This is a genomic window from Caulobacter sp. GW822-FHT07D08, assembly GCF_058798735.1.
The window spans coordinates 210,403-236,602 of record NZ_JBXAKU010000007.1; the positions used below are offsets into that span (position 1 = coordinate 210,403).

Annotated in this window: 16 protein-coding genes; 5 read left to right on the forward strand and 11 right to left on the reverse strand. The window is 67.9% G+C overall.

Going from position 1 to position 26,200, the window contains the following annotated elements:
* Nucleotides 1–84: 84 nt before the first annotated feature.
* Nucleotides 85–1,110 (forward strand): phosphatidylinositol-specific phospholipase C domain-containing protein, encoded by a 1,026-nt coding sequence (locus AC1RJ9_RS15320; RefSeq protein WP_492839519.1) that lies wholly within the window; start codon nt 85–87, stop codon nt 1,108–1,110.
* A gap of 70 nt (nt 1,111–1,180) precedes the next feature.
* Here AC1RJ9_RS15320 and AC1RJ9_RS15325 read toward each other — a convergent pair whose 3' ends face one another.
* The 3 genes from AC1RJ9_RS15325 to AC1RJ9_RS15335 are packed head-to-tail and all read right to left on the reverse strand — an operon-like array spanning nt 1,181 to nt 5,119.
* On the reverse strand, nt 1,181–2,602 hold the full coding sequence (locus AC1RJ9_RS15325) for an amino acid permease (RefSeq protein WP_492839518.1): 1,422 nt from the start codon (nt 2,600–2,602) through the stop codon (nt 1,181–1,183).
* Nucleotides 2,603–2,654: 52 nt separating this feature from the next.
* Nucleotides 2,655–3,857, reverse strand: coding sequence for a M24 family metallopeptidase (locus AC1RJ9_RS15330; RefSeq protein ID WP_492839517.1), 1,203 nt, complete (start codon nt 3,855–3,857; stop codon nt 2,655–2,657).
* Entirely contained in the window at nt 3,854–5,119 is a 1,266-nt protein-coding gene (locus AC1RJ9_RS15335) for an NAD(P)/FAD-dependent oxidoreductase (protein ID WP_492839515.1), read from the reverse strand. Before AC1RJ9_RS15335 ends, AC1RJ9_RS15330 begins: the two co-directional genes overlap by 4 nt.
* A 64-nt stretch (nt 5,120–5,183) precedes the next feature.
* Between AC1RJ9_RS15335 and AC1RJ9_RS15340 the strand changes: the two genes are divergently transcribed.
* From AC1RJ9_RS15340 to AC1RJ9_RS15350, 3 genes are all read left to right on the forward strand, one after another.
* A complete protein-coding gene (locus tag AC1RJ9_RS15340; protein WP_492839514.1) occupies nt 5,184–6,083 on the forward strand; it encodes a dihydrodipicolinate synthase family protein in 900 nt (299 codons plus the stop codon).
* A 115-nt stretch (nt 6,084–6,198) separates the two neighbouring features.
* Nucleotides 6,199–7,197, forward strand: coding sequence for a 4-hydroxyproline epimerase (locus AC1RJ9_RS15345; protein ID WP_492839513.1), 999 nt, complete (start codon nt 6,199–6,201; stop codon nt 7,195–7,197).
* 112 nt (nt 7,198–7,309) lie between these two features.
* Nucleotides 7,310–7,957, forward strand: coding sequence for a GntR family transcriptional regulator (locus AC1RJ9_RS15350; protein WP_492839512.1), 648 nt, complete (start codon nt 7,310–7,312; stop codon nt 7,955–7,957).
* A 10-nt stretch (nt 7,958–7,967) separates the two neighbouring features.
* Here AC1RJ9_RS15350 and AC1RJ9_RS15355 read toward each other — a convergent pair whose 3' ends face one another.
* Nucleotides 7,968–9,206 carry a hypothetical protein gene (locus tag AC1RJ9_RS15355; RefSeq protein WP_492839510.1) on the reverse strand — a complete coding sequence of 413 codons (1,239 nt, stop codon included), beginning with the start codon at nt 9,204–9,206 and terminating at the stop codon, nt 7,968–7,970.
* A 99-nt stretch (nt 9,207–9,305) separates the two neighbouring features.
* Between AC1RJ9_RS15355 and AC1RJ9_RS15360 the strand changes: the two genes are divergently transcribed.
* Nucleotides 9,306–11,588: a S9 family peptidase gene (locus AC1RJ9_RS15360; protein WP_492839509.1), complete on the forward strand. Its 2,283-nt coding sequence runs from the start codon at nt 9,306–9,308 to the stop codon at nt 11,586–11,588.
* Nucleotides 11,589–11,648: 60 nt separating this feature from the next.
* On the opposite strand, the gene AC1RJ9_RS15365 is transcribed toward AC1RJ9_RS15360, so the two are convergent.
* The 7 genes from AC1RJ9_RS15365 to AC1RJ9_RS15395 all read right to left on the reverse strand — a co-directional run bounded on the left by AC1RJ9_RS15365 (nt 11,649) and on the right by AC1RJ9_RS15395 (nt 25,701).
* The gene (locus AC1RJ9_RS15365; RefSeq protein ID WP_492839508.1) at nt 11,649–13,238 is read right to left on the reverse strand and encodes a S10 family peptidase; all 1,590 of its coding nucleotides are present in this window, start codon (nt 13,236–13,238) and stop codon (nt 11,649–11,651) included.
* 47 nt (nt 13,239–13,285) lie between these two features.
* The gene (locus tag AC1RJ9_RS15370; protein ID WP_492839506.1) at nt 13,286–15,067 is read right to left on the reverse strand and encodes a DUF885 domain-containing protein; all 1,782 of its coding nucleotides are present in this window, start codon (nt 15,065–15,067) and stop codon (nt 13,286–13,288) included.
* 45 nt (nt 15,068–15,112) lie between these two features.
* The gene (locus AC1RJ9_RS15375) at nt 15,113–16,882 is read right to left on the reverse strand and encodes a DUF885 domain-containing protein (RefSeq protein WP_492839504.1); all 1,770 of its coding nucleotides are present in this window, start codon (nt 16,880–16,882) and stop codon (nt 15,113–15,115) included.
* 25 nt (nt 16,883–16,907) lie between these two features.
* Nucleotides 16,908–19,283, reverse strand: coding sequence for a beta-L-arabinofuranosidase domain-containing protein (locus AC1RJ9_RS15380; protein ID WP_492839502.1), 2,376 nt, complete (start codon nt 19,281–19,283; stop codon nt 16,908–16,910).
* Nucleotides 19,284–19,295: 12 nt separating this feature from the next.
* Nucleotides 19,296–21,083: a DUF885 domain-containing protein gene (locus AC1RJ9_RS15385; RefSeq protein WP_492839501.1), complete on the reverse strand. Its 1,788-nt coding sequence runs from the start codon at nt 21,081–21,083 to the stop codon at nt 19,296–19,298.
* A gap of 35 nt (nt 21,084–21,118) precedes the next feature.
* Nucleotides 21,119–22,780, reverse strand: a complete 1,662-nt coding sequence (locus AC1RJ9_RS15390; protein ID WP_492839499.1) for an amidohydrolase family protein — start codon at nt 22,778–22,780, stop codon at nt 21,119–21,121.
* Nucleotides 22,781–22,842: 62 nt separating this feature from the next.
* Complete coding sequence (locus AC1RJ9_RS15395) at nt 22,843–25,701, reverse strand: TonB-dependent receptor domain-containing protein (protein ID WP_492839497.1); 2,859 nt, start codon at nt 25,699–25,701, stop codon at nt 22,843–22,845.
* Between the last annotated feature and the right edge of the window lie 499 nt (nt 25,702–26,200).

Consider the following 26,200-nt stretch of genomic DNA (forward strand, 5'->3'; position numbering starts at 1 on the left):
GCCCTCTCTTTTTAGAGGTCGTCACCTCGCGCGGACCGGTCCAACACCGGCCGGTCCGCGCCTTTTCCGTCCCAGGAGGTCGCCATGCGCCCGCTGTTTCTCGCCGCCGCCCTGTCGGTCGTCGCCTTCGCAACCCAGGCGGCCGAAGCGCCGCGGATCAACGGCCTGCATTGGTTGGGCTCGCACAACAGCTACCGTCCCGAACTCGATCCCGCCGCCCTCGCGCACCAGCGCCAGGTGATGGGCGAGCACTCGCGCGGCGTCGAATACGGCCATCCGCCGATCGCCGCCCAGCTGGACCTGGGCGTCCGGCAGCTGGAATTCGATCCCTACGCCGACACCGCCGGCGGCCTCTACGCCGCCCCCTACGCCAAAGACCCGGCCAAGCTCGCGATCATGCAGGCGCCCGGCGCCAAAGTGCTGCACGCCCCGGTCGTCGACGCCCGCACCCTGTGCCTGCGCCTCTCGGACTGCTTCGCCGAGGTGGCGACCTGGTCCAAGGCCCACCCCGATCACCAGCCGATCGTGATCTTCGTCAACACCAAGGAAGAGCCGTTCAACAACCCGGCCATTCCCAACCCGCCGCTGTGGACCGAGGCTGACTTCGCCGGCCTTGACGCCGACGCGATCAAGGCGTTCGGCCGCGACCGGATCATCGCGCCGGACGACGTCCGAGGCGCGCGCGCCACCCTGCGCGACGGCGTGACGGGCGGCGGCTGGCCCACGGTGGACGGCGCGCGCGGCAAGGTGCTGCTGGTGCTGGACGCCAATCCCCGCATCGAGGAGGCCTACCGCGCGGGCCATCCGTCCCTGAAGAACCGGATGCTGTTCGGCCTCTATGCCGACGACCAGGCCGAGGCGGCGGTGTTCAACATCCAGGACCCGCGCCCCGCTCAGGCGATGATCAAGGCCCTGGTCGCTCAAGGCTTCCTGGTGCGCACCCGCAGCGACGCCGACACGACCGAGGCCCGCAACCACGACCTGGGCCGCCTCGAGGCTTCGGTCAACTCGGGCGCGCAGATCATCAGCACCGACTACTATCCCGGCGCGCCGGACCCGCTGGGCCTGGGCTTCGTCATCCGCCCGGCTTGGTTCGACGCCGCGCATTGAGGGCTGCTCCGGCCCTCGCGTTGAGGAAAACGTCGGCGGCAAGCGTTCGCCGCCGACGTGATACGGGGCCTCAGGTCGCCGTCGAGGGCGTGTTGAGGAAGCTCTTGCGACGGCCGTAGAGCAGGTAGACGACGATGCCGACCAGGTTCCACACCAGGAACCGGCCCAGCGTCGCCGGCGGCAGGCTGATCATGAAGTAGAGGCAGCCGACCACCGCCAGCGGGCCGACGACCCACACCGCCGGACAGCGGAACAGGCGCGGCAGGTCGGGCTTGGTCACCCGCAGCACCATCACGCAGACGGCCACGCAGATGAAGGCCAGCAGGGTGCCGGCGTTCGACAGCTCGGCGATCTCGTCCAGTCGGAACAGGCCCGCGACCACCGCCACGAAGGCGCCGACCATCAGGGTCAGCATCACCGGCGTGCCGCGACGGGGATGCAGCTTGCTGAGACTGTGCGGCAGCAGGCCGTCGCGCGACATCACGAAGAACACCCGCGTCTGGCCGAACATCATCACCAGGATGACGCTGGGCAGGGCGATGACCGCCGCCGCCGCGATGGCGACCGCCGCCCAGGGGTGGTTCAGGCTGCGCAGGATGAAGGCCAGCGGCTCGCCGCTGCGGGCGAACTCGCTGTACGCCCACGCCCCGACCGCGCAGGTGGCGACCAGCATGTAGATCAGGGTGCTGACGATCATCGAGCCGACGATGCCGATGGTCAGGTCGCGCTTGGGGTTCTTGACCTCCTCGGCCGAGGTCGAGACCGCGTCGAAACCGAAGAAGGCGAAGAACACGATCGCGGCCGCCGCCATGACGCCGCGCGTGTGGCCATTCACGGTCTCGGAGGCGAAGCCGTAGGGCATGAACGGCGTGAAGTTCTCGGGCTTCAGCGCCGTGATGGTCAGGAACACGAACACGGCCAGGGCCAGGATCTTGATGGCCACCAGGGCGATGTTGACCACCGCGCTCTCCTTGGCGCCGCGGATCAGCAGGGCGGTGACCGCCAGCACGATCAGCACCGCCGGCAGGTTGACGATGCCGCCCCCATGCGGTCCGGCCAGCAGGGCCGCCGGCAGGGTGATGCCGGCGCTCTTCAGCAGGCCGACCATATAGCCCGACCAGCCCACCGCCACGGCGCTGCAGGTCACCGAATATTCCAGGACGAGGCTCCAGCCGACGATCCAGGCCAGGCCTTCGCCCAGCACGGCGTAGGCATAGGTGTAGGCGCTGCCGGCCGCCGGGATCATGGTGGCCATCTCGGCATAGGTCAGGGCGGCGAACACGCAGAGCACGCCGCAGGCCGCGAAGGCCAGGATCACGGCGGGGCCGGCCCGCTCGGCGCCGATGCCGGTCAGGGTGTAGATGCCCGTACCGATGATCGCGCCGATGCCCAGGGCGATCAGGTGCGGCCAACTGAGCGTCGGCTTGAGGCGGCGGCTTTCCTCGACGCGGAGCACCGCATCCAGCGCCTTGCGGCGCGTCCAGAAGGTCATCAGTCCCAGTCCCCTGTTGCTGTCGCGCCCGGCCCCCTCGCCGGTCCGCGCTTTACGAAAATGGCCTGTCGATCGAGGCCGAAGGCTTGGTGAACCAGGCCGCGCCGTCGGGCGTGACATGGAAATGGTCTTCGAGCCGGACGCCGAACTGGTCGGGCAGCACGATCATCGGCTCGTTGGAAAAGCACATGCCGACCGCCAGCGGGGTCGTGTCGCCGCGCACCAGATACGGCCCTTCATGGATGGAGAGGCCGATGCCGTGGCCGGTGCGATGGGGCAATCCTGGCAGGGCGTAGTCGGGCCCCAGGCCATGGCGTTGCAGCACGTCGCGCGCCACCTGGTCGACGACCTCGCAAGGCACGCCCGGCTTCACCGCCGCGAAGGCGGCGGCCTGGGCCTCGTGTTCGATCGCCCAGATCCGGCGGTGCTCGGCGCTGGGCGTTCCGAAGACGTAGGTGCGGGTGATGTCGGAGTGGTAGCCGTCGATCTGACAGCCGGTGTCGATCAGCACGAGGTCGTCCTCGTCCAGGCTCTGCTCGCCCGGCACGCCGTGCGGATAGGCGCTGGCGACGCCGAACTGCACCGCGCAGAAGGTCGAGCCGTTGTCGGCCCCGCAGGCGCGATGCGCCGCGTCGATGAAGCGCTTGACCTCGCCGGTGGTGATGCCGGGGCGCAGGATCGCGGCGGCGCGGCGATGGACCTCCAGGGTCAGGCTCTTGGCGTATTGCAGCAAAGCCAGCTCGGCCGGCGACTTGATCCCCCGGCAGCCGTCGACGACCGGCGCGGCGTTGAGGACGGCGAGGTTGGGCGCGGCGCGGCGGACATCGTCGAAGGCCTGGAAGGACAGGGCCGGGTCGAAGGCCAGGGTGGTGACGCCCAGCGCCTTCAGGGTCTCGGCGACCAGTGCGCCAGGCGGTTCATCCTCCTGCCAGAGGCGGATCTCGGCCTCGACGCTCAAGCTGGCCTGCAGCGAACCCAGCTCGAAGGCCGGGCAGATCATGATCGGCTCGCCCTCGACGGGCAGCAGCATGGCGACCAGCCGCTCGGTCGCGCCCCAGGCGACGCCGGTGAAATAGCGCAGGCTGGCGCCGGCTCCGATCAGCAGCGCCTGGGCGCCGAGCCCCCGTGTCAGGTCCCGCGCTCTGGCCAGGCGCGCCTGGCGCTCGGCGGCGTCGATCGGCGCGGGCCGGCCGGGCGGCGGCGCGAGGCCCGCGAGTTCCTGTTCAGCGGAGGATCCGCCGATGTCGGTCGTCATGCCGCGATCTCCTTGGCGCGCCGCGTGGCGCCGGGGGCGAAACGGTCGAGGTCGAAGGGCGTCAGGTCAACCGACGCCGCGGCGCCGCCGGCCAGGGCGGTGACGATCTCGCCGGTCGTCGCCGCCAGGGTCAGGCCCAGATGCTGATGGCCGAAGGCGTAGATCAGGTTCGGCGCGCGGCGGCTGACGCCGATGGCCGGCAGGTAGTCGGGCAAGGTCGGACGCGCGCCCATCCACTGGCTGCGCGGCTTGGCCATGGGCAGGCCCAGCTCATCGACGTGCTTATGCAGGCGGGCCCATTTGCGCGGATCGGCCGGGGCGTCATGGCGGGCGAACTCGACGAAGCTGGCGGCTCGCAGCCGGTCGCCGAACCGGGTGACGATCATCGACCGATCCTCGAACACCACCGGCGGCAGGTCGCCCCAGGCTCCAACATCGCCTTCGATATGATAGCCGCGCTCGGCGACGATGGGCGCGACGTGGCCGAGGCCCCGTATCAGGGCCCCACTGCCGACGCCGGCCGCCAGGACGACCTGATCCGGCCGCAGCACCTCGCCGTCGTCCAGCGCGACGACCGCGCGACCGCCCTCGAGCCTGAGCGCCGCGACCTTCGCCGCGCGTGTCGTTCCGCCCAGGGCCGCGAAGGTGTCGCGCAAGGTCCGCAGGGCCAGGCCCGGATCGCTGATCTGGCCGCTGTTCTCGAAACGCAGGCCGCCCGCCGGGGCGACGGCCAGACGGCTGGCGACCTCCAGCAGCTCGACGCCCTGCAGGTCACGCTTCCGCGCAAGACCGATATTGGCGGCGTTCCAAGCGGCCCTGCCCCTTTCGGCGCTGGCCGGGCTCTCCCAGACGACGATGTGGCCACGCTCGCGCAGCAGCTCCGGCCGGCCGACCGCGGCGACGAGACGTCGCCAGGCCGGAACCGCGTCGTCCAGCAAGGCGCCGAGCGCCGCCTTCCCATGATCGAAGGCGCCCGGCGCGCAGGCCTGGACATAACGTCCCGCCCAGGCGCCCCATGAGAGGATGTCGACGAATCTGAAGTCCAGGGCCCCGCCCCGTGGGAACCAGCGCGCCGGCGCCGATTTCAGCGCCTTCATCGAGGCGATCGGTTCGACCTGTTCGATGGCGATATGACCGGCATTGCCCCATGACGCGGACGGACCGGCGCCCTCGTCAATGAGCAGCACCCGCGCGCCCGCGCGTCGTAGATTCAGCGCGCAGGCCAGCCCCACCACGCCTCCGCCGACAACGACGATACTCACCAGGCCTTTACCTCCAGATCTCATATCGTATATGGTAGACGAACATCACAGAGGTGCAAGCGGTATGAATTCGATCTCCTGGCGCGGCGTCTATCCAGCGGCGACCACTCAATTCAATGCGGACTCGTCCATCGATTTCGAGGCGAGCCAGGGCGTCCTCGACGCTCTGATCAAGGACGGCGTCCACGGGCTTATCGTGCTCGGCACCTGCGGCGAAAACAACTCGCTTGACGCCGATGAGAAGCGCGCGGCGCTGAAAGCCGCCGTGGAAGTCGTCGCGGGGCGCGTTCCGGTGGTGGTTGGTGTCTCGGAAATGACCACCGAACGCGCCGCCAAGTTCGCCAAGGACGCCGAGGCCATCGGCGCCGACGCCCTGATGGTGCTGCCGGCCATGGTCTATGTTCCGACCGAACTGGAGCTGGAGCACCACTTCCGCACGGTCGCGGCCGCCACCAGCCTGCCGCTCATGCTCTACAACAACCCGCCGGCCTATCGCGTCTCGATCACCACCAGCGTGCTGCAGCGACTGGCCGACGTGCCCAACATCGTCGCGGTCAAGGAAAGCGCGCCCGACACCCGCCGCTTCACCGATCTGCTCAACGTCTTCGGCGATCGCTACATCCTGATGGCCGGCCTCGACGATGTCGCGCTGGAAGGCCTGCTGCTGGGCGCCCACGGCTGGGTCTCGGGCCTGACCAGCGCCTTCCCGCAAGAATCGGTGGCCCTTGTGGCCGCCATCGACCGCGGCGACCTGGCCGAGGCCCTGCGGATCTACCGCTGGTTCATGCCGCTGCTGCACCTCGACGCTGAACATGATCTCGTCCAGTCCATCAAGCTGGCCGAGCAGATCATGGGCCGGGGCTCCGAGCGGGTCCGCGCGCCGCGCCTGCCGCTGGCCGGCGCCCGTCGCGCCGAGGTGACCGCCATGGTCGAGAAGGCCGCGGCGACCCGTCCCGTCGGCTAGATCATTGTTCGATCCAACCGGATCGGACAATGATCCAGGCTTCTGTTTGACGCATTTTCCGACGACCGGCCGGCGGCCGCTTCGTCGGAAAATGCTCTAGGACCACCGATCAGCCATGCGTCACACCTTCTTCTGTATTGACGGCCACACCGCCGGCAATCCCGTACGGCTGATCGTCGGCGGCGCGCCCCTGCTCCGGGGCGCGTCGATGAGCGAGCGCCGCCAGGACTTCCTGGAGCGCTTCGACTGGATCCGCACGGGCCTGATGTTCGAGCCGCGCGGCCACGACATGATGTCCGGCGGCTTCCTCTATCCCCCCACCCGCGACGACACCGAGGCCGGCATCCTGTTCGTCGAGACCAGCGGCTGCCTGCCAATGTGCGGCCATGGCACGATCGGGATGGTCACCTTCGCCCTGGAGAACGGCCTGATCACCCCACGCGTCCCGGGCCGCCTGAAGCTGGAAGTGCCGGCCGGCGTCATCGACATCGAATACAAGACGGCCGGCGACAAGGTCACGGCGGTGAAGATCGTCAACGTACCGGCCTATCTGGCGGTGACCGACATCGAAATCGACGTTCCGGGCCTGGGCCCGCTGAAGCTGGACGTCGCCTACGGCGGCAACTTCTACGCCATCGTCGAACCGCAGGGCGCGTACAAGGGCCTGGACGCGTTCAGCGCCCAGGACATTCTGCACTACAGCCCTATCGTCCGCGAACTCGTCCGCGAGAAGACCACGCCGGTCCACCCGCTGGATCCGACCATCCGCGGGGTCAGCCACGTGCTGTGGGCCGACGGCCCCAGCGCCGAAGACGCCGATGGGCGCAACGCGGTGTTCTATGGCGACAAGGCCATCGACCGCAGTCCCTGCGGCACCGGCACCTCGGCCCGCCTGGCCCACCTTCACGCCAAGAACAGGCTCCAGGTCGGCGAGACCTTCGTGCACGAGAGCTTCATTCGCAGCCGCTTCATCGGCAAGGTCGAGGCGGAAACCGCGATCGGTGACCAGGCCGCGATCATTCCGTCCGTCGAAGGCTCGGCGATCTCGACAGGCTTCAATACGATCTGGATCGATCAGGCCGACCAGTTCTGGCGAGGTTTTCAAGTCGTTTAGGGCGTGGTCGACGATTTCTTGTTTGCACTGGCCGGTTACAGGGACCTATGACCGTTAAGGGCGCGCTTCGCGTCGCCAAGCCTTTGCGCTTCTTGAAAGACACGCCCACCCGATGACCATCGTCGTCCGCACCCTCTCCGACCAGACCTACGAACTGGTCCGCAAGCGCATCCTGCTGGGCCAGATGGGTCCAGGGACGCCGGTGCGACAGGACACGATCGCCGAGGAGCTGGGGGTCAGCAAGATCCCGCTGCGCGAGGCCCTGAGCCGGCTGGAGCAGGACGGCCTGCTCAGTTCGTACCCGAACCGCGGCTACGTGGTGCGGCCGCTGTCGGCCGACGAGGCCAACGAGGTGTTCGAGCTGCGCCTGAAGCTGGAGCCCAGCGCGGCGGCCGCGGGCTGCAAGAAGGCCACGCCCGAGGACCAGCAGAAGGTCAAGACCGCCCTGGCCGCGCTCGAGACGGCTCAACAGACCGGCGCGCCGGGCGACCACGTGTCGATGAACCGCGCCTTCCACATGGCGATGATCCGCCCCTCCGGCGGTCTGGTCACCTACCAGTTGCTCGAGCGTCTCCAGGTCCTGGCCGAGCGCTACGTGCGCGTCCACCTGGAGCCGTATGGCCGCGAGGCCCGCGCCGCCGAGGAGCATCGCGAACTGCTGGACGTCTGGCTGAAGGGCGACGCCGCCAAGGTCGAGTCCCTGACCGCCGCCCACATCCGCGGCACGATGAAGGATCTGCAGCAGCAGCTGTCGGCTTAATCTTCCAGGATCAGCGTCGTCGCGCCGTGATGATGGTGTCGATCTCGTCGGTGCGGGGGTTGATGAACTCCAGCTGGACGCGGCCGTCGGCCAGGGTCTTGACCGTGGCGGGGACCGAGCTGTTGGTCAGCACCCAGCCGGCGGGCAGCACCACGGTGTTCAGCGGCCGGCCGAACGACCGGCGCCAGACCAGCTCGTCGCCGACCAGCTTGTAGCGCTCGGCGTCGGTATAGGTCTCGCTGAAGCGCAGGCGCGCGCTCTGGCCCCGCTTCACGGAATCGAAGTGGAACACGATAGCCTCGGTCTCGGGGGTGACGCCCTTCTGGTCGGGCGCGGCCTTCAGGATGTCGGCGCCCTTCAGCATCTCCCACTTCAGGGCCGCGCCGGTGTCGAGGTTGCGCGCCGATGGCTTGGAGGCGGCGCTGCCGGCCCGGACGATGTTGACATAGACCCCCACGCCCGGCCGGGTCTCGGTGTAGTCGTGATAGAGATCGAAGCTGTGGGTTTCCGGCGGCTGCAGGAAATACATGATCTCGCGGTTCTGGTAGGCGCGCTCGTCCAGCGCCTTGGCCAGGGAGGAGACCGCCGGCTTCAGGTTTGGCGACGGCCGCGCCTTGATCACCAGCGGCGCCTGGGCCGGGGTGTTGTTCCAGAAGGCGATCTTGATGCGGCCGTCGGTCTCCTGCAGCACCTGGGCCGGATAGTTGCAGGACACCAGTTCGTAGCCGACCGGCAGGACCACCGCGTTGCGCTTCACGCCCAGCGGCCGGTCGAAGACGATCAGGTCGCCCTCCTGATAGTAGCTCTTGGCGTCCTCGTAGGTCTTGTCGATCTGCACCCGGCCCTCGCCGCCGTCGGCCGGCACGGGATGGGCCAGCTCGACGCGGATATAGCTGCCGTCGGGGCTCGCGCCGCGCACGCCGCCGGCCTTGGCGACATCGCCGGGCACGACATCGAACTTCAGCGGCTTGCCGGTGGCGCGGTCGTTGACGCGCTCGTCGGTGGCCACGCTGCCTTGCCGGATCGGGTTGTAGTAGGCGGTCGCCCCGGCGGTGCTGGCGGTGATCTCGTAGACGATCCGGAACTTGTGGCTGCCCGGGCCAAGCAGTTCGTAACGGGTATAGCCATCGGACTCGGTCTGTTGAGGCGGCTGCGGGGGCGCGGCCGAAGACGCCACCTGTGCGTAGAGCGGTCCCACCAGCAGCAGCGTCAGGGCCGTCCCGGCCAGCGTCTTGCGAAATACCGACATGCTTCCCTCCCCTTTTGGCTTCACCTCGCCAAGTGTCACCGTATACATAATACGATAACTCGACGAGCGTCCCGGGGACTGTACATGCGGACTGGCGGAATGATCCTATTGGCGTTGGCCGTGCAGGCGACGCCGGCCCTGAGCCAAGTCACCGCTCAGGACATGACGCGCTCGCTGCGGCTGCGCGAGACGCAGATGTACCTGACCCGCGACGTCGCCGATCCGGCCGCCTGGTCGGACGATGGCAAGCTCTTCTACCGCAAGACGGTCGAGGGCGGCTTCGCGTTCGTCACCTACGACGTCAAGACCGGGACCAAGACGCCCAGCTTCGACCAGGCCCGTATCGCAGCTGGCCTGGGCAAGGCCGCCAACACAACCTTCGACCCGCTGCGGCTGCCGTTCGAGACCTTCACCTTCGCCGACAAGGGCGCGGCGATCCGCTTCTCGTTCAACGAGGCCGGCTGGCGCTGCACGCTGAGCGACTTCACGTGCGCCGAGGCGCCCCGGCCGGGCCGGCCCAGCGGTTTCGGTGTGGTGCGCGACCTCTCCGTCCCCGCCGACAACCACCCGCGCCGCTCGCCCGACGGCCAGTGGGAGGCCCATGTCGAGAACTTCAACATCGCCGTACGCCCGGTCGGCGGCGCCTGGAAACGGATCAGCACCGACGGCTCGGAGGCCAACTTCTACGATCCGGAATCGATCGTCTGGTCGCCGGACTCGGCCAAGCTGGCCGCCTACCGCGTACGCCCCGGCCTCCGGCGCATCGTCTATCGCGTCGAGGCCCGCCCCGCCGACCAGGTGCAGCCCAAGCTCCAGACCCAGCTCTATCCCAAGCCCGGCGACGCGGTGGACATCGAGCAGCCGGTCGTCTTCCTGCCGGCCGAGGGCAAGCAGCTGCCGACGCCCGGCGATCTGTTCGCCAACCCTTACGACCTCTCCAAGCTGGAATGGCGCAAGGACAGCGCCACGGTGTCCTTCATCTACGAGCAGCGCGGCCACCAGTTGGCGCGCGTGATCGAGATCGACGCCCGGACCGGCCAGCCGCGCGCCGTGGTCACCGAGACGGCCAAGACCTTCATCAACGAGGGCCGTCGCTTCCGGCGGGACATCGACAACGGCCGCGAAGTCCTGTGGATGTCCGAGCGCGACGGCTGGAACCATCTCTACCTGTTCGACGGCAAGACCGGCGCGGTGAAGACCCAGATCACCAAGGGCCCTTGGGTGGTGCGCCAGGTGCTGAAGGTCGACGAGGCCAGGCGCCAGATCTACTTCGCCGCCAGCGGCATGGTCGCCGGTCAGGATCCCTACTTCCAGCACGTCTACCGCATCGGCTTCGACGGCAAGGGCCTGACGGCCCTGACCACCGCCGACGCCTATCACGACGTGGCCCTTTCGCCGGACGCCAGCCTCTATGTGGACACCTATTCGCGCGTCGACCTGGCGCCGGTCTCGGAGCTGCGCCGCGTCAGCGACGGCGGCCTGATCGCCACGCTCGAGAAACCGGACATCAGCCAGTTGGTCGCCGCCGGCTTCAAGCCGCCCGAGCCGTTCGTCGCCAAGGGCCGCGACGGCAAGACCGACATCTACGGCCTGATCGTCCGCCCACGGAATTTCGATCCAACCAAGCGCTATCCGGTGATCGAGAACATCTATGCCGGCCCGCACGCCAGCTTCGTGCCCAAGACCTGGTGGCCGTTCGGCTATCACGCGGGCGGCGACAAGGTGGTGGGCATGCAGTCGCTGGCGGACCTGGGCTTCATCGTCGTGCAGATCGACGGCATGGGCACGCTGAACCGCTCGAAGGCCTTCCACGACGTGGCCTGGAAGAACCTGGCCGACTCCGGTTTCCCCGACCGCATCCTCTGGCACAAGGCCGTGGCGGCCAAGTATCCCTGGTATGACACAAGCCGCGTCGGCATCTACGGCGGCTCGGCCGGCGGCCAGTCGACGGCCCTGGCCCTGCTCTACCATCCGGAATTCTACAAGGTCGGGGTGGCCTTCGCCGGCTGCTTCGACAACCGCATGGACAAGATCAGCTGGAACGAGCAGTGGCTGGGCTGGCCCGTCGACCAGAGCTATTCGGCCGCCTCGGCGATCGACAACGCCTGGCGCCTGCAGGGCAAGCTGCTGATGATCGTCGGCGAGCAGGACAAGAACGTCGATCCCGCCTCGACCCTGCAGTTCGCCGACGCCTTGATCAAGGCCGACAAGGAATTCGACCTGCTCGTCGTGCCGGGCGAAGGCCACTCGGTCGGCCGCTCCACCGGCCCGATCGACTACGGCCAGCGCAAGGAGTTCGAGTTCTTCCTGCGCCACCTGGCCGGCCAGGAGCCGCCGAACTGGAACGCCCGCGCGATGGTCACCCCGGTGGCGGCGCGCTGAAACGAAAAACGCTCCCGATCGGTGTGATCGGGAGCGTCTTCAGTCAGCCGAGTGGCCCGTTCAGTTGCCTTGGGTCGCGCTGTCGTAGAAGGCGTCGAGGTCCTTCTTGAACTGCGTGGTGACCGCCGGGTTGATGTAAACCATGTGCCCGGACTCGTAGTACTTGTAGGTCAGGTTCTTCTGCAGGCTCGGATCGATCTGCATGTGCTTCAGGTCATACTCCGCCCCGAAGAACGGCGTGGCCATGTCGTAATAGCCGTTCTGCGACAGCACCTTCAGCTTCGGGTTCTGGCGCATGGCCATCGACAGGTCGAGCGCGGTGTCGGCCAGGGCCATCTGAGCGCCGCCTCCGCGTCCGCCCGGCGCCCTGTGCTTCTGGTCCCACTTTCCGCCGCCGATCTGGGCGTAGTAGTTCGGGCGGTAGCTGAGCTTGGTCTTATAGCCCAGGGTGCCGAACAGGTACTTGTTCAGCGCGCCGATATAGGCCCCGCTGATCGAGGTGTCGGTGGCGTCGAACTCGGGACCGTCGCCGCCATCATCGACGTCGATGCCCTTGAAGCGCGAGTCCAGACGGCCAACGGTGCGCGACTGGTCACGCAACAGCTCCTTGCGGAACCGGCCGAGCTCGACGCGCAGGTCGACGCTGAGCAGGAACTTCTCGGACAGGCCGGTATAGGCGCTCATCTGCTTGGCGATGGCGGCGCGTTCGGCGTCGCTGAGGTCCGAACCCTTGGCCATGGCCGTGGCGTAGGGCCCGCGGGCCCATTCGCGCACCTCGGTCAGGAACGGCTCCAGCGCCGCCGGGCGGTTTTGCAGGCGGTTGTGGTACCAGGCCGTGGCCGCGTAGCTGGGCAGGTAGGTGACGAAGATCTGGTCGAAGCCCGGCTGGCGCACGCCGTAGTTCAGGATCGACGACAGCAGGACGACGCCGTTCATCTGCACGCCGCGCTCCTGCAGGGCGTGGACCAGGCCGGCCGAGCGCAGGGTGCCGTAGCTCTCGCCGAACAGGAACTTAGGGCTGTCCCAGCGGTCGTTGATCGTCAGGTAACGCATGACGCCGCGCGCGAAGGCGTCGATGTCCTGGTCGACGCCATAGAATTCCGGCCCCTTCGACTTGCCGATCGGCCGCGACAGGCCGGTGCCGATGGCGTCGATGAAGACGATGTCGGTCTTGTCCAGCATCGTCTCGTGGTTCTCGGTGATCTTGTAGGGCGCGGGCGCGGCGACATCGACCAGCGGCGTCTCGACATGCACCGGACCGATCGAGCCCATGTGCAGCCACATGCTCGAGGAGCCCGGGCCGCCGTTGTAAGTGAAGGTCACCGGGCGCGGCGCCGAGCCCTTGGGGCGGTCGGCCACGTAGGCGACGTAGAACATCGAGGCCACCGCCTCGCCGTCGTCGTTGCGGATGACGAGGGTTCCGGGGGTCACGGTATAACCGATGACCTTGCCGGCGACCGTGACCGAGCCGCGCTTGGGCTGGGCGTCTTCCTCGGCGGTGGCCTGGGCCAGGTCGGGGGCGTCGGCCTTGGCGGCCTTTTCGGAACCCTTGGCCGGGGCCTCGACGGCCGGCGGTTTCTCTTGGGCCAGGACGGGCTGCGCCGCGAGGGCGGCCAAGCCCAGGGCGGCTATGAGGGGGTACGCACGCATGGAAATCTCCGGATGGAAGTCTTGTTTTCTGGGTCCGCGGGGAGGTCTTAGGAGGCCGGCGTCGTCGGGCTCGCGCCGCCGTCGGCGATGTACTTGTCGATCCGCGCCTCCAGGACCGGCAGCGGCACGGAGCCGAGCGCCAGGATGACGTCGTGGAACTTGCGCTGGTCGAACTTGGGACCCAGCTTGGCCTCGGCCTCGGCGCGCTTCTTGCGGATGCTCAGTTCGCCCAGCTTGTAAGCCAGGGCCTGACCCGGCCAGCTGATATAGCGGTCGACCTCGGTCTCGATGTCGTGCTGGGCCAACGCCGTGTGGCTGGCCAGGTAGTCGATGGCCTGCTGGCGGGTCCAGCCGTCGTGATGGATGCCGGTGTCGATCACCAGGCGCGCGGCGCGCCACATCTCGAACGACAGGCGGCCGAAGTCCTCATAGGGCGTGCGGTAGATGCCCATCTTGGTCCCCAGCCACTCCATGTAGAGGGCCCAGCCCTCGCCATAGCCCGAGAAGTAGGTCTGCTTGCGGAAGGCCGGCCGACCGGTCTGCTCCAGCGCCACGGCGGCCTGGAAGCTGTGGCCCGGATTGCACTCGTGCAGGGTCAGGGCCGGGATCTGGTACAGCGGCCGCGACGGCAGGTCGTAGGTGTTCATCTGGCAGGATTCCAACCCGCCCCGGCCGGACGTGTAGTAGGGCGCGATGGCGGCAGGCACCGGCACGATGGTGAAGCGGTAGCGCGGCAGAAGACCGATGGTGTCCTTCAGCTTGCCGTCCACGCGCTTGGCCACATAGGCCGACACGCCCAGCAGTTCGTCGGGGGTCTTGGCGTAGAACTGCGGGTCCGTGCGCAGGAACTTGAGGAAGGCGGGCATGTCGCCCTTGAAGCCGCTCTGGTCCTTGACCTTCTCCATCTCGGCCGAGATCCGCGCCACCTCCGACAGGCCGATCTGGTGGATCTGTTCGGCGGTCAGGTCGGTGGTCGTGAACTCCTTGATCTGCGCCTGGTAGTAGGCCTTGCCGTCCGGCAGGGCCTCGGCGGCGATCGTCTTGCGGGCCTTGGGCAGGTACTCGTTGCGATAATAGGCCAGCAGTCTCTGGTAGGCCGGCGCCACCGACTGGGCGATCACCTGCCTGGCCTCGGCGCGCAGCTTCTCCTGCTCCTCGGCCGGGATCGACGAGGGCATGTTGGCGAAGGCCTCGTAGAAGCCGTTCTTGGCCGGGTCGGGATCGGTGAAGGCGGCGATCGTGGCGTCTCGGCCGCTCAGGGCCTCGCGCGGGACGGTGAAACCGCGCGCCACGCCGGCCTTCATGTTGGCGATCTGCTCGTCGAAATAGCGCGGGACATCGCGCATGCGGCCGATGTAGCGGCGGTAGCCTTCGGCGCTGGAATAGCCGCTGCGCGCGGACAGGCCGGACCAGAACTGGCTGTCGGCGTTGAACGGCGCTTCCCAGGTCCGGTACTTGCCTTGGGCGACGAAGGCCTCGAGGCTGGTGCGGAACACCGCCGCGTTGATCTTCTCCTCGGGCGACAGCTGATCGACCGGGATCTTGTTCAGCTCGGCCAGGGTCTTGGTCCAGTAGGCCAGGCGGGTCTCCTGGGTGGCCGCATCGACATGCTGCAGTTGGGCGGCGCCGCCGCTGAACGGCGCGTCGCTGGCCAGTCGCCCGAACTCCTTCTGCCGCCAGGCCCACTCGGTGTCATAGAGCGCCTTCAGGCGGCTGTCGGCGTCGCTGGCCGTGGCGGCGGCCGGCGCGGCGGTCTGGGCCAGGGAGACCGCCGGCGCGCCCGCCATCAGGGCCAGGGCGGAAACAAGCATCAGGGAGCGAACGAACAAGGGAAGTCTCCATCCAGGACGGGCGGGAAATGTTCAGGGACTAGGTCAGGAAACGGTCGCGGGGTTGGGATTCTTGCCGCCGCCTGCGATCCAGTCGTCGATGGCCTTTTCCAGGGTCGGCAGCGGCACCGAGCCCAGGCCCAGGATGACGTCGTGGAACCAGCGCTGGTCGAAGTTGGCGCCCAGCTTGGCCTCGGCTTCCGCGCGCTTGCGGCGGATCAGCATCTCGCCCAGCTTGTAGGCCAGGGCCTGGCCCGGGTCGTTGATGTAGCGATCGACTTCGATCGTCACCTCGTGGTCGGACAGGGCGGTGTGGCTGGACAGATAGTCCAGCGCCTGCTGGCGCGACCAGCCCATGTGATGCAGGCCGGTGTCGACCACCAGGCGGGCGGCGCGCCACATCTCGTAGGTCTCGCGGCCGAACTCGTCATAGGGCGTCTCGTAGACGCCCATCTTGGTGCCCAGCCACTCCATGTAGAGCGCCCAGCCTTCGCCATAGCCCGAGAAGTAGGTGCGCTTGCGGATCGCCGGGCGGTTGGGGCCTTCCAGCGCCAGGGCCGCCTGGAAGCTGTGGCCCGGAACGCACTCGTGCAGGGTCAGCGGCGGGATGGTGTAGAGCGGCCGGGCCGGCAGGTTGTAGGTGTTCATCAGGCAGCTCTCGAGGCCGCCATTGCCGCCCGTCCCGAACGGCGCGATCGCCGCCGGCGTCGGCACGATGGTGAAGCGATAGCGCGGCAGCAGGCCGATGGTGAACTTCAACTGGCCGTTGGCCTTGTTGGCCACATAGGCCGACTTGGCGATCAGCTCATAGGGCGTCTTGGCGTAGAACTGCGGGTCGGTCTTCAGGTACTTCAGGAAGCCCTGGAAGTCGCCGGTCCAGCCGGCCTGCTTCATCGTCGCCTGCATGTCGGCGTCGATCCGCGCCACCTCCTTCAGGCCGATCTGGTGGATCTGCTCGGCGGTCAGGTCTGTGGTCGTGTATTCGCGGATCTTGGCCTGGTAGAAGGCCTTGCCGTCCGGCAGGCTCTCGGCGGCGGTATTGGTCCGGGCGTGCGGAATGTAGTCGTCGCGCACATAGGCCAGCAGCTTGCCGAAGGCCGGCGCGGCGCTGCCGGTGACGGCGGCCCTGCCCTCTTCCATCAGCTTGTCGCGCTCGCCGGCCGGGATGGACGACGGCATGTTGGCGAATGGGCCGAAGAACGGATTGGCCGCCGGATCGCCCGAAGCCAGCGGCGCGATCGTCGTGTGGCGCCCCTCGATCGAGGCCCTAGCCTTGGTGAAGCCGCGCGCCTGCCCGGCCTTCATGTTGGCGATCTGCTCATCGACATAGCGCGGCATGTCGCGCAGCCGCCCCAGATAGGCCCGATACTCGGCGACCGTCCCGAAGCCGGCGCGCGGCGCCATCCAGGTCCAGAAGCCGAACGGGTCCTCGTATTCCTTGTACTTGATCTGGCTGACGAAGGCCTCCAGGGCGGTGCGGAACACCGCGGCGTTGACCTGCTCCTCGGGCGACAGCTGATCGACGGGGATCTTGTCCAGCTGGGCCAGGGCGTTGGTCCAGTAGGCCAGCCGGCGCTGCTGGCTGGCGGGATCGACGCGCGGCAGGCGGTCGCCCGCGCCGCCGCCCTCGTCGTCGGCGTCGCGGCCGAACTCCTGAGCGCGCCAGTTCCACTCGGCGTCGTAGAGCGCCTTAAGGCGCGCGTCGGCGCTGGTGGCGGCGCTCATGGCGGGCTTCGCCGGCTTGGTCTGCGCCAGCGCCGGCTGAGCGACCAGCGCCATGCCCAGCGCGATCGCCAATCCCGAAACTCGTCTCATAACGCCCCTCCTCCCCATGCCCTGGTCAGGTTGTTCTCGAAGACCCCGACGGCGCATAGATCCGCACGCCGAAGACCGGACCACAGCGGGTCGTGTCGTCGGCGGGCTGGAAGCGTACGGTCACGCTTCCCTTGCCTCGGGTCAATTCGCTTGGGATCGGATAGTCGACATCGAAGAAATCGCCCGGATGCTGACCGGTCAGCGCCTGGGTCGCGATCCGCACGCCGTCGATCAGGATGTCGAAGCGTTTGTTGCGCTCCTCACCCCAGTAGGTCGCTTGCAGGATCAGCGGCCCCGGCTTCACCGCGGCCTTGTATTCGAAGAAGCCGAAGGTGCGCGCGTCGCGCCCGTGGCGGCCACGATAGGTGACGGCGTAGCTGTTCTTGGCGGTCAGGCCATGATCGCGCTCGGCCTGCATCTCGCCCAGGTGCATGACGTCGACCGAGCGCCGCGCCAGGTCCTGCAAGCGCGCCTGCTCGGCCGCGTAGGCGACCTGCTGTTTCTTCCAGCCGGGTTCGTCGAAGGTGGCGAAATAGACGGCGGTGCGGCGGTCGCGCTGCTGGAAGAACGGCGCGAACGACAGGTCGGCCGGCTTGCCGATGCCCTTTGTCCGGTACTGGCCGAGCGCCGGCTCGACGGGAACGAAGCCGGTCAGCGGATCGCGAGCGACCAAGGCCGGAGCGGGTCCGTCATAGGGCTGGCTGGACGGCCCAAGGTCGGCGGCCAGCACCACCGGCCCCTTCAGAACGGCCAGCACGCTGGAGTCGTCGACCGTGGCCTCGGTGCGCAGCGTCATGGGCAGGTCCAGCCTTACCCGGTCGCCCTTGCGCCAGGCGCGGCGCAGGATCGTGTAGTCGCCGGCCGGGCCCGCCGACATCGCCTCGCCATTGACGCTGATCCGCGCGCCCCGGCACCAGCCGGGGACGCGCAGCGCCAGGCCGAACTCGCCCTTCCCATCCCTTGGGCCGTCCAGGTCCTCGACCACGATCTCGACCCGCTCGCCGAACGGATAGGCGGTCTCCATCCGGAACGTCGCCCCCTGTTCGGCCCAGCGGGCGGTCGAGGGGATGTAGAGATTGACCAGCAGGGTGTCGCCGCTGCGCCACCAGATGGAGTCGCCGTGCTTGGCGTGGCTCTCCATCCCGGAGCCGACGCAGCACCAGAAGTCGTCGAACGGCCGCGAGAACCTGCGCGCCGAGCCCGACATCAGCGGGACCATGTAGGCGAACATGCCGGTCGATGGGTCCTGGTGGGCCAGGATGTGGTTGATGTGGGCGCGCTCGTAATAGTCGAACAGCGCCGCCCGGGGCTGCCAGCCATAGAGATGCCGGGTCAGCTTCAGCATGTTGTAGGTGTTGCAGCTCTCGCAGGTCTGCTCGGTGATGTGGCGCGAGATGGTGCGGGGCGCGGTGAAGTACTCCCGGTCGGCGTTGCCGCCGATCACGTAGCTGTAGTCGCGGGTCACGGTCTCCCAGAAAAAGTGCGCCGCCACGGCCTGGTCGGCCTTGCCGGTCAGTTCGTGCAATCGCGCCAGGCCGATGACCTTGGGGATCTGGGTGTTGGCGTGGATCCACGGCAGGGAGTCGCGGCGCTGGCTGAGCGGGTCCAGCACCTTGGCGTGACGCAGGCGCTCGGCCAGGGCCAGCCAGCGCGGGTCGCGGGTGCGGGCGTAGAGCTCGGCGAAGCTCTCATTGATGCCCCCGTGCTCGCAGTCGAGGACCGTCTGCACCTGGGCGTCGTCCAGACGCGCGAACACCGCGTCGATGTAGCCGCCCAGGGCGACGGCGACCCGCAGGGCCTGCTGGTTGTCGCAATAGGCTTGCGCGTCGAACAGGCCGGCGAACAGCTTGTGCCAGTTGTAGAACGGCACCCAGCAGCCGTTGAGGTCGAAGCCCATCGAGCGGATGTCGCCGGCGATCAGCTCGGGGAAGATCGCCTTGCCGTCCTCGACCACGTCGCCGCGCTTGCGCGTGAAGCCGGCCACATAGCCGTCGCCATGTGCGGCCTGGACCACCGCCAGCTCGCCGACGATATAGTCGACCCGCCGCTTGCACTCGGCGTCGCCCGTCTGGGCGTACATCAGCGACAGAGCCGTCAGGTAGTGGCCCAGGGTGTGGCCGGCGATGGTGTCGCTCTCCCAGCCGCCATAGACCGCGCCCTTGGCCGGCAGTCCGGCGCTGGTGCGGAAGTTGTGCAGCAGCCGGTCTGGCTCCAGGGCGTGGAGGTAGCGGCGATTGGCCTCCACCGCCTCCAGCCACGGAGAATCCAGCAGCCGCACGTCCGTCAGCGGCAACGGGCTGGCCGGCCCGAGCGGAGCCAGGGGCGCGGCGCTCAGCAGCGACGGCGCCGAGGCGGCCAAGCCGGCCATGGCCAGCAACATGCGTCGATCGATCGACTCCACGGCGCCCGCTCCCTACCTGGTTTCGGGCAGGGCCGGGTTGAAGCCGGGCGGATTGACCCCGCCGTCGGCGATGAACTGGTCCAGTCGCGCCTCCAGGGTCGACAGCGGCACCGAGCCTAGCGCCAGGATCGCGTCGTGGAAGTTGCGCTGGTCGAACTTGGGACCCAGCTTGGCCTCGGCCTCGGCGCGCTTCCTGCGGATCACCATCTCGCCCAGCTTGTAGGCCACGGCCTGGCCGGGCCAGGCGATGTAGCGGTCGATCTCGGTCTCGATCTCGTGCTCGGACAGCGCGGTATGGTCGCGCAGGTACTGCTGGGCCTGCTCGCGGGTCCAGCCGTAGTGGTGGATGCCGGTGTCGATCACCAGGCGGCTGGCCCGCCAGATCTCGTAGGACAGCCGGCCGAAATTCTCATAGGGCGTGTCGTAGACGCCCATCTTCGTGCCCAGCCACTCCATGTAGAGCGCCCAGCCCTCGCCATAGCCCGAGAACGAGGTCTGACGGCGGAAGTCGGGGCGGTTCTTGGCCTCGGCCGCCACCGCCGCCTGGAAGGCGTGGCCCGGATTGCACTCATGCAGGGTCAGGGCGGTCAGGGTGTAGAGCGGCCGCGACGGCAGGTCGTAGGTGTTCATCAGGCAACTGTCGAGGCCGCCGCGGCCGCCGGTGTAGATCGGCGCCAGGGCCGGCGGCACGGGCAGGATCGCGAAGCGCCGGCGCGGCAGGAAGCCGATGGTGTCGGCCAGCTTGCCGTCGACGCGCTTGGCCACATAGGCCGAGAACGACAGCAGCTCGCGCGGCGTCTTCGGGTAGAATTGCGGGTCGGTGCGCAGGAACTTCAGGAACTCGGGCATCGTGCCCTTGAAGCCGGTCTGGGCCTTGACCGCCTCCATCTCGGCGCTGATCCGCGCGACCTCTTCGAGGCCGATCTTGTGGATCTGCTCGGGCGTCAGATCGAGCGTCGTGAAGCCTTGAATCTGGGCCTGGTAGAAGGCCTTGCCGTCGGGCTCGGCCTCGGCCGCCAGACTGGTGCGGGCCTGCTTCATGTATTCGTCGCGGATGAAGGCCAGCAGCTTGGCGTAGGCCGGGATCACCGTCCCGGTGAGCACCTGCTGGGCCTCGGCCTTGAGGGCGGCCTGCTCCTCGGCCGGGATCGAGGCCGGCATGGTCTCGAACGGGGCCAGGAATGGATTGTCCGCGCCGGTCGACAGGTTGGGCTCGATGGTCTTGTCGCGGCCGGTCACCACCACGCGCGGCACGCTGAAGCCACGCTTGAGACCGGCCCGCATATTGGCGGTCTGCTCGTCGAAATAGCGCGGGATGTCGCGCATCCGGGCGATGTAGTTGCGGTAGTCCTTGGCCGTCTTCAACGCGCCGCGCGGCGCGAGACCCGACCAGAAGAAGGTGTCGGCGTTGAACGGCGCCTCATAGGTCTTGAAGCGGGCGTTGTCGGCCAGGGACCTCACCGAGGCGCGGAAGATCTCGGCGTTGATCTTCTCCTCCGGCGACAGCTGGGCGACGGGGATCTTGTCCAGTTCGGCCAGGACGGCGGTCCAGTAGGCCAGGCGCGCGGCCTGGCTCTTGGCGTCGACGTGCGGCAGGTGATCGGCGCCGTCGCCCCAGCGGCCGTTGTCGTCGCGAACCCGGCCCAGTTCGCCCTGCCGCCAGGCCCACTCCCGCTCGTACAGCGCCTTCAGCTGCGCGTCGGCGGCGCCGGCTTGAGCGGCGGCCTGTCCGGCGCCCGCCATGACGCTCGCGGCCAGCAAGGCCGCCGCGATCGTCCGTCCCATCGAAACCTTGCTCATGCCCCTACTCCCACTTCACGCGAACCATCGAAAAATCAGTGAGTCAGATCGACCGCCTCGATCGGCATCGGCCCGGCGGGCAGTCCCCGCGCGGCCTTTTCCTTGAGCACCGACTGGCGGATCTCCTCGCGCAGCTTGCGCGCGTCGTAGAGGATGCCGTCCTTGACGGTCCAAGCCACGCCGCCGACCCGCTCGACCTTGCCGGTCTGGTCGTTCAGGCGCAGCGAGCCGGTGCCGAACAGCAGCTTCAGATTGGCCAGCGGATTGCCCTGGACGATGACGAGGTCGGCCTTGCGGCCCACCCGGATCGTGCCGACCTGGTCCTCGTGGCCCAGCAGCCGAGCGCCTTCCTGGGTCGCCGAATGGATGACCTCCAGCGACGAGAAGCCGGCCTCGCGCAGCAGCTCCATCTCCTGGACGTAGCCGAAGCCATAGAGGTTGTAGATGTAGCCGCTGTCGCTGCCGACCGTGACGGCGCCGCCACGGTTCTTGTACTCGTTCACGAACCGCATCCAGAGGCGGTAGTTGTCCTTCCAGGCGACCTCGTCCTCGGTGGTCCAGTCGAACCAGTACGAGCCGTGATGGACGCGGCTGGGGCGGTAATAGTCCCACAGCGCCGGCATCGTGTAGTCGTCGTGCCAGGTGGCGCGGCTCATGCGCATCAGGTCGCGGCTGGCCAGATAGGCGGTGAAGGTCGGGTCCAGCGTGAACTTGCGGTCAAGTAGGGTCTGCATGACCTGTTCCCACTTCTCCGAACCGGGCGCGGCGGCCTGGGCCCACAGCCGCCCGGACTCGCCGAACCGGTCCTGCTCGTCGTTATTGACGAAGTCGTTGGGCCAGCGCTGCAGGCGCTTGTCGGTGAACATCGCCTCGGGCAGGCCGTACCAGTGCTCCATCGACTCCAGCCCGTGGGCCGAGGTGGTCAGCACATTGGCGAAGGCCACGCTGGGCTGGGCGTGGTGCATGGTGGTGTGGAGGCCGATCTTGTGGGCCTCCTCGATGGCCGCGAACAGCACGTCCTCGGAACCGCCGATGAACTTGACGCCGTCCGCGCCGCGGGCCTTGGCCTCCTGCACGGCCAGGCGCGCCTGGACCGGATCGTTGACGGGCGTGTTCCGGATCTTGTGGAAGAACGGATAGATGTCGATGCGCGGCGCGACGATCTCGTTGCGGGCGCTGCGGGCCTTGATGTCGGCCAGCCACTCGATCGACCGGCTGCTGCCCACCTCGCGCACCGAGGTGACGCCGTTGGCGATCCAGAGCTTGAGGATGTAGTCCGATGGCACGGCTTGCGCGTCGTTCAGGTCATGCAGGTGGACGTGGGCGTCCACGAAGCCCGGCATCACGTAGTAGCCGGTCAGATCCAGCTCGTAGTCGCCCTTGGCGGCGCGGGCCGAGGGATCGATCGCCTTGGGCGCGCCGATGGTGCGGATCTCGGCGATGCGGTCGTTGACCAGGACGATGTCGACCGGCCCCTGGGCCGGCGCGCCGGTGCCGTCGATCATGGTGACGTTGCGCAGCACCACGCGGTTGAACGGACCGATCCCTTCCTTCCGCTTCGGGATCGGATCGGCGACCTTGCCCGCCTTGGCGGCCGGCGCGTCGTCCAGCGGCGCCGCCGCCGATGTGGTCAGCGGCGCGCTCGCCATCATCACGGCCGCGACCGAGGTCAGCAGCACTCGAGCCAGTCTCTTCATCGTTTCCCCTCCCCAGGGTCGAAAGGCCGCGAGCGTTTCGCCCGCGGCCCTCGACTATTCGCCTAGAAGCGCAGTCGCGCGCCCATGAAGTAGCGCCGGCCCAGCGTGTCGAAGAGCGACACGTCGGTGTTGGCGTCGCCGACCAGGGTGGTGCCCAGGATCGGCGGCTGCTTGTCGAGCAGGTTGTTGACCCCGCCGAACAGGCTGACCTGCTTGGTCACGTTCACCGCGAACGAGCCGTCGACGTACCAGGTGGGATCGACCTTCTTCACGACGTTGGTCGCGGTCGGGTACAGCTCCAGCTCGCCGATCATCCGGGCCGCCAGGCGCAGGGTGACGTCGCCGCTGGTGTAGTTGGCGCTGAGGTTCAGCTTGAAGTCCGGGGTGATGAAGCCGCCGGTGCCGCTGGAGCAGCCCGCGCCGTAGAAGCCGGCGCAGTCCTGCGGCTTCTGGTTCACCAGGACCTGGGTCGAACGCTCGAGCAGCCAGCTGGCCACCGCGGTCAGCGACAGGTTGGCCGGCCCGCCCAGCTCCAGCACCGACGGCAGTGGCAGCTTGTAGTCCACCTGGGCGTCGACGCCGCGCACCTTCAGCTGGCCGATATTGCTGTTGCTGGTGCGGACGAAGTCGATCTGGCCGCTCGACAGGCGCTTGACCGCCTGACAGGTGACGCTGCTGAGGTTGAGGTTGGTGAAGCAGTCGTTCAGCGTCTGCTGGGCGTTGATCGTCGTGATCGCGTTCTTCACCTCGACATTGAAGTAGTCGACCGTGATGTTCAGGCGCGGGATGATCGGCGGAGAGATGACCGCGCCGATCGTGAAGGTGCTGGACTTCTCCTCGGTCAGGTTCGGATTGCCGCCGCTTTCCTGGGTGAGGCCCAGGGTGGCCTGGGTGAAGGTCTCGATGTCGGTGGCCGGAACGCCTTGGGCGACGCAGAGCTGCTTCTGGGCGGCCGTGGGCTTCTGGGCCGTGGCGCAGGGGTCTGTGCCGCCGGTGAAGCCTTGCGCCCGGGCCGAGTAGAGCTCGGCGATATTGGGCGCGCGGATCGCGCGGTTATAGGCGCCGCGGAACCGGACCCAATCGATCGGCGCGTACTCGCCGCCGGCCTTCCAGGCGAAGACGCCGCCGATCGAGGAGTAGTCCGAATAGCGGGCCGCGCCCTCGATGGCCAAGGTCTTGACGAACGGCAGGTCGGCCAGGAGCGGCACGCGCAGCTCGCCGAAGACTTCCTTGACGTCGAACGAACCCGACAGGGCGTTCGAGGACGCCGCGCCGTACTCGCCGTTCAGATCGAAGGCGCTGGGACTGGAGGCGTACTGGTCCTTGCGGTACTCGGCGCCGACCGCCATGGCGACGGGACCGGCCGGCAGTGTGAACACCGTGCCGCTCAGCGAACCACCGCCGACCTGACGCTCGAAGATGTCGTGGGCGTCGCGGTCGGGGGTCAGGAACTTGCCCGCCGCCGGGCTGATCGAGGCCAGGCCGAAGATCGACACCGGAACGCAGCCTTGCGCGCCGCTGCGGCACACCACCTGGCCGGCCGAGTTGACGATGGCGTCCAGGCCCTGGCTCAGGCGCGTCTGGTTGATCGTGCCTTCGTTGTGGGTGTCGGTGCGGTTGCGCATGTACTGATAGAAGGCGTCCCACCGCCAGGTGTGGTCCATCACCTCGAAATCGCCGCGCAGGCCGGTGGTGATCTCGTAGGACTGACGCTCGTAGAACGAGTTGCGGGTGCCCAGTTCGTCGGCGCGCCGCCCGCCGCCGACCACCGAGGCCGTGCCCGTGCGGTTCGGGTCGAAGATCGTGGCGTTGTTGACGAAGAACTGCCGCAGCGCCGGCGTCAGCGCCGCGTTGGTGGCGTAGTTGGGAACCAACAGGGTCGAGGACGCCGCGCCCGGCGTCACCGGCGTGAACGAGTCCGGCGCCAGGATCGAGTTGTTGCGCGAGTTGACAAAGAACGCCTCGGCATAGGCCGTGACGTGATCGGTCAGATTGTAGTGGCCGATGGTCGAGACGTTGTAGCGCTCGAGCGGTCGCTGCAGCAGGTTGAACGGCGCGTAGTTATAGGTGTCCTCCGGCTGGCAGTACGGCAGCACCACGCCGCCCGCGCCGAAGCGGATGCCGGTGACCGAGGTGCAGGTCCCGCTGGGGGTCAGGTTGACGCCCACCAGTTGGGCGCGCTGGGTGGCGCTGAGCGGCACGCGCGTGCCGGGGATGCTGCCCGAACCCGAATAGACCAGGGCGCCATTCACCTCGCCCAGCGGGGTCTTGGAGAAGTCGCGGTCGTTCTGGGTGATCGGATCCTGCTTGGTGTAGGACAGCGACATGGCGACATTGCCGCGTCCGCCGTCCAGGTTGGCGCCCATCGTCAGGTCCAGCTTCTTGGACTTGGCGTCACCGCGATCGGTGACCCCGTACTGACCCGAGGCCTCGAAACCCTCGAAATTGTCCTTCAGAATGAAGTTGACCGCGCCGGCGATGGCGTCCGAGCCGTAGACCGCCGAGGCGCCGCCGGTGATGATCTCGGTCCGCTTGATCAGCGTATCCGGGATGCTGGCCAGGTCGACGTCGGCCGCCGAGTTGGCCGGAATGAAGCGCCGGCCGTTGACCAGCACCAGGGTCCGGGTCGAGCCCAGGCCGCGAAGGTTGGCCGTCAGCACGCCCGAGCCGCCGCCGTTGTTGACGGTCGAGGTGTTGCCCGAGGCCAACTGCGGAAACTGGTTCAGGGTCTTTTCGAGCGTGACATTGCCCGACTGCTTGATCTCCATCTCGCCGACCACCGTGGTCGGGCTGGGCGCCGTCAGGTCGGTCCGCGCCAGACGGGACCCGGTGACGACGATCTCCTCGACCGTCGCGGGCGCATCGCCCTGTGCGGTCTGGGCCAGAGCCGGAGCTCCGATCGCTAGGAACCCGCCGATCATGCTGGAACATAGAACGATAGAGCGAAGATTTTTCCGAGCCTCGCCCATATTCTGATCACCACTTCTCATGCTCATCCCCCAATTCTTGATCTATTTCGTAGGTATTTTCGGACCGTCAGTTCTCACTAAACAAAGCAAGTACGCTCTCTCGCGTCACCAACCGGGCGTGCGAGAGCACTCGATACTCGTCTGTCGAAGACAAGCACCGCCTAGGACGGGTTCAGGACCGGAAACCTTCTCGATCCGACCGTATACAGAATACGGTATATTGGATCAGAAATTGGTCAAGCCCGTGTTTCCGATTTGTGAAGGGTTGGAAGGCCAGGGGCCGACCTGCCGCTCTATTAGTCAGGCCGCGCCCACGATCCGCGCCTTCGCCCGCCTCCCCTTCCGAGCAAGGGGACCGACGAAACACGCGACAGGAGCGGCGAGCCGCCGCCAGAACGCGGTGTGAGCCGAAGTTCCCAAGATGCCGGTCGGTCGGTTGGCATTCTGCTTC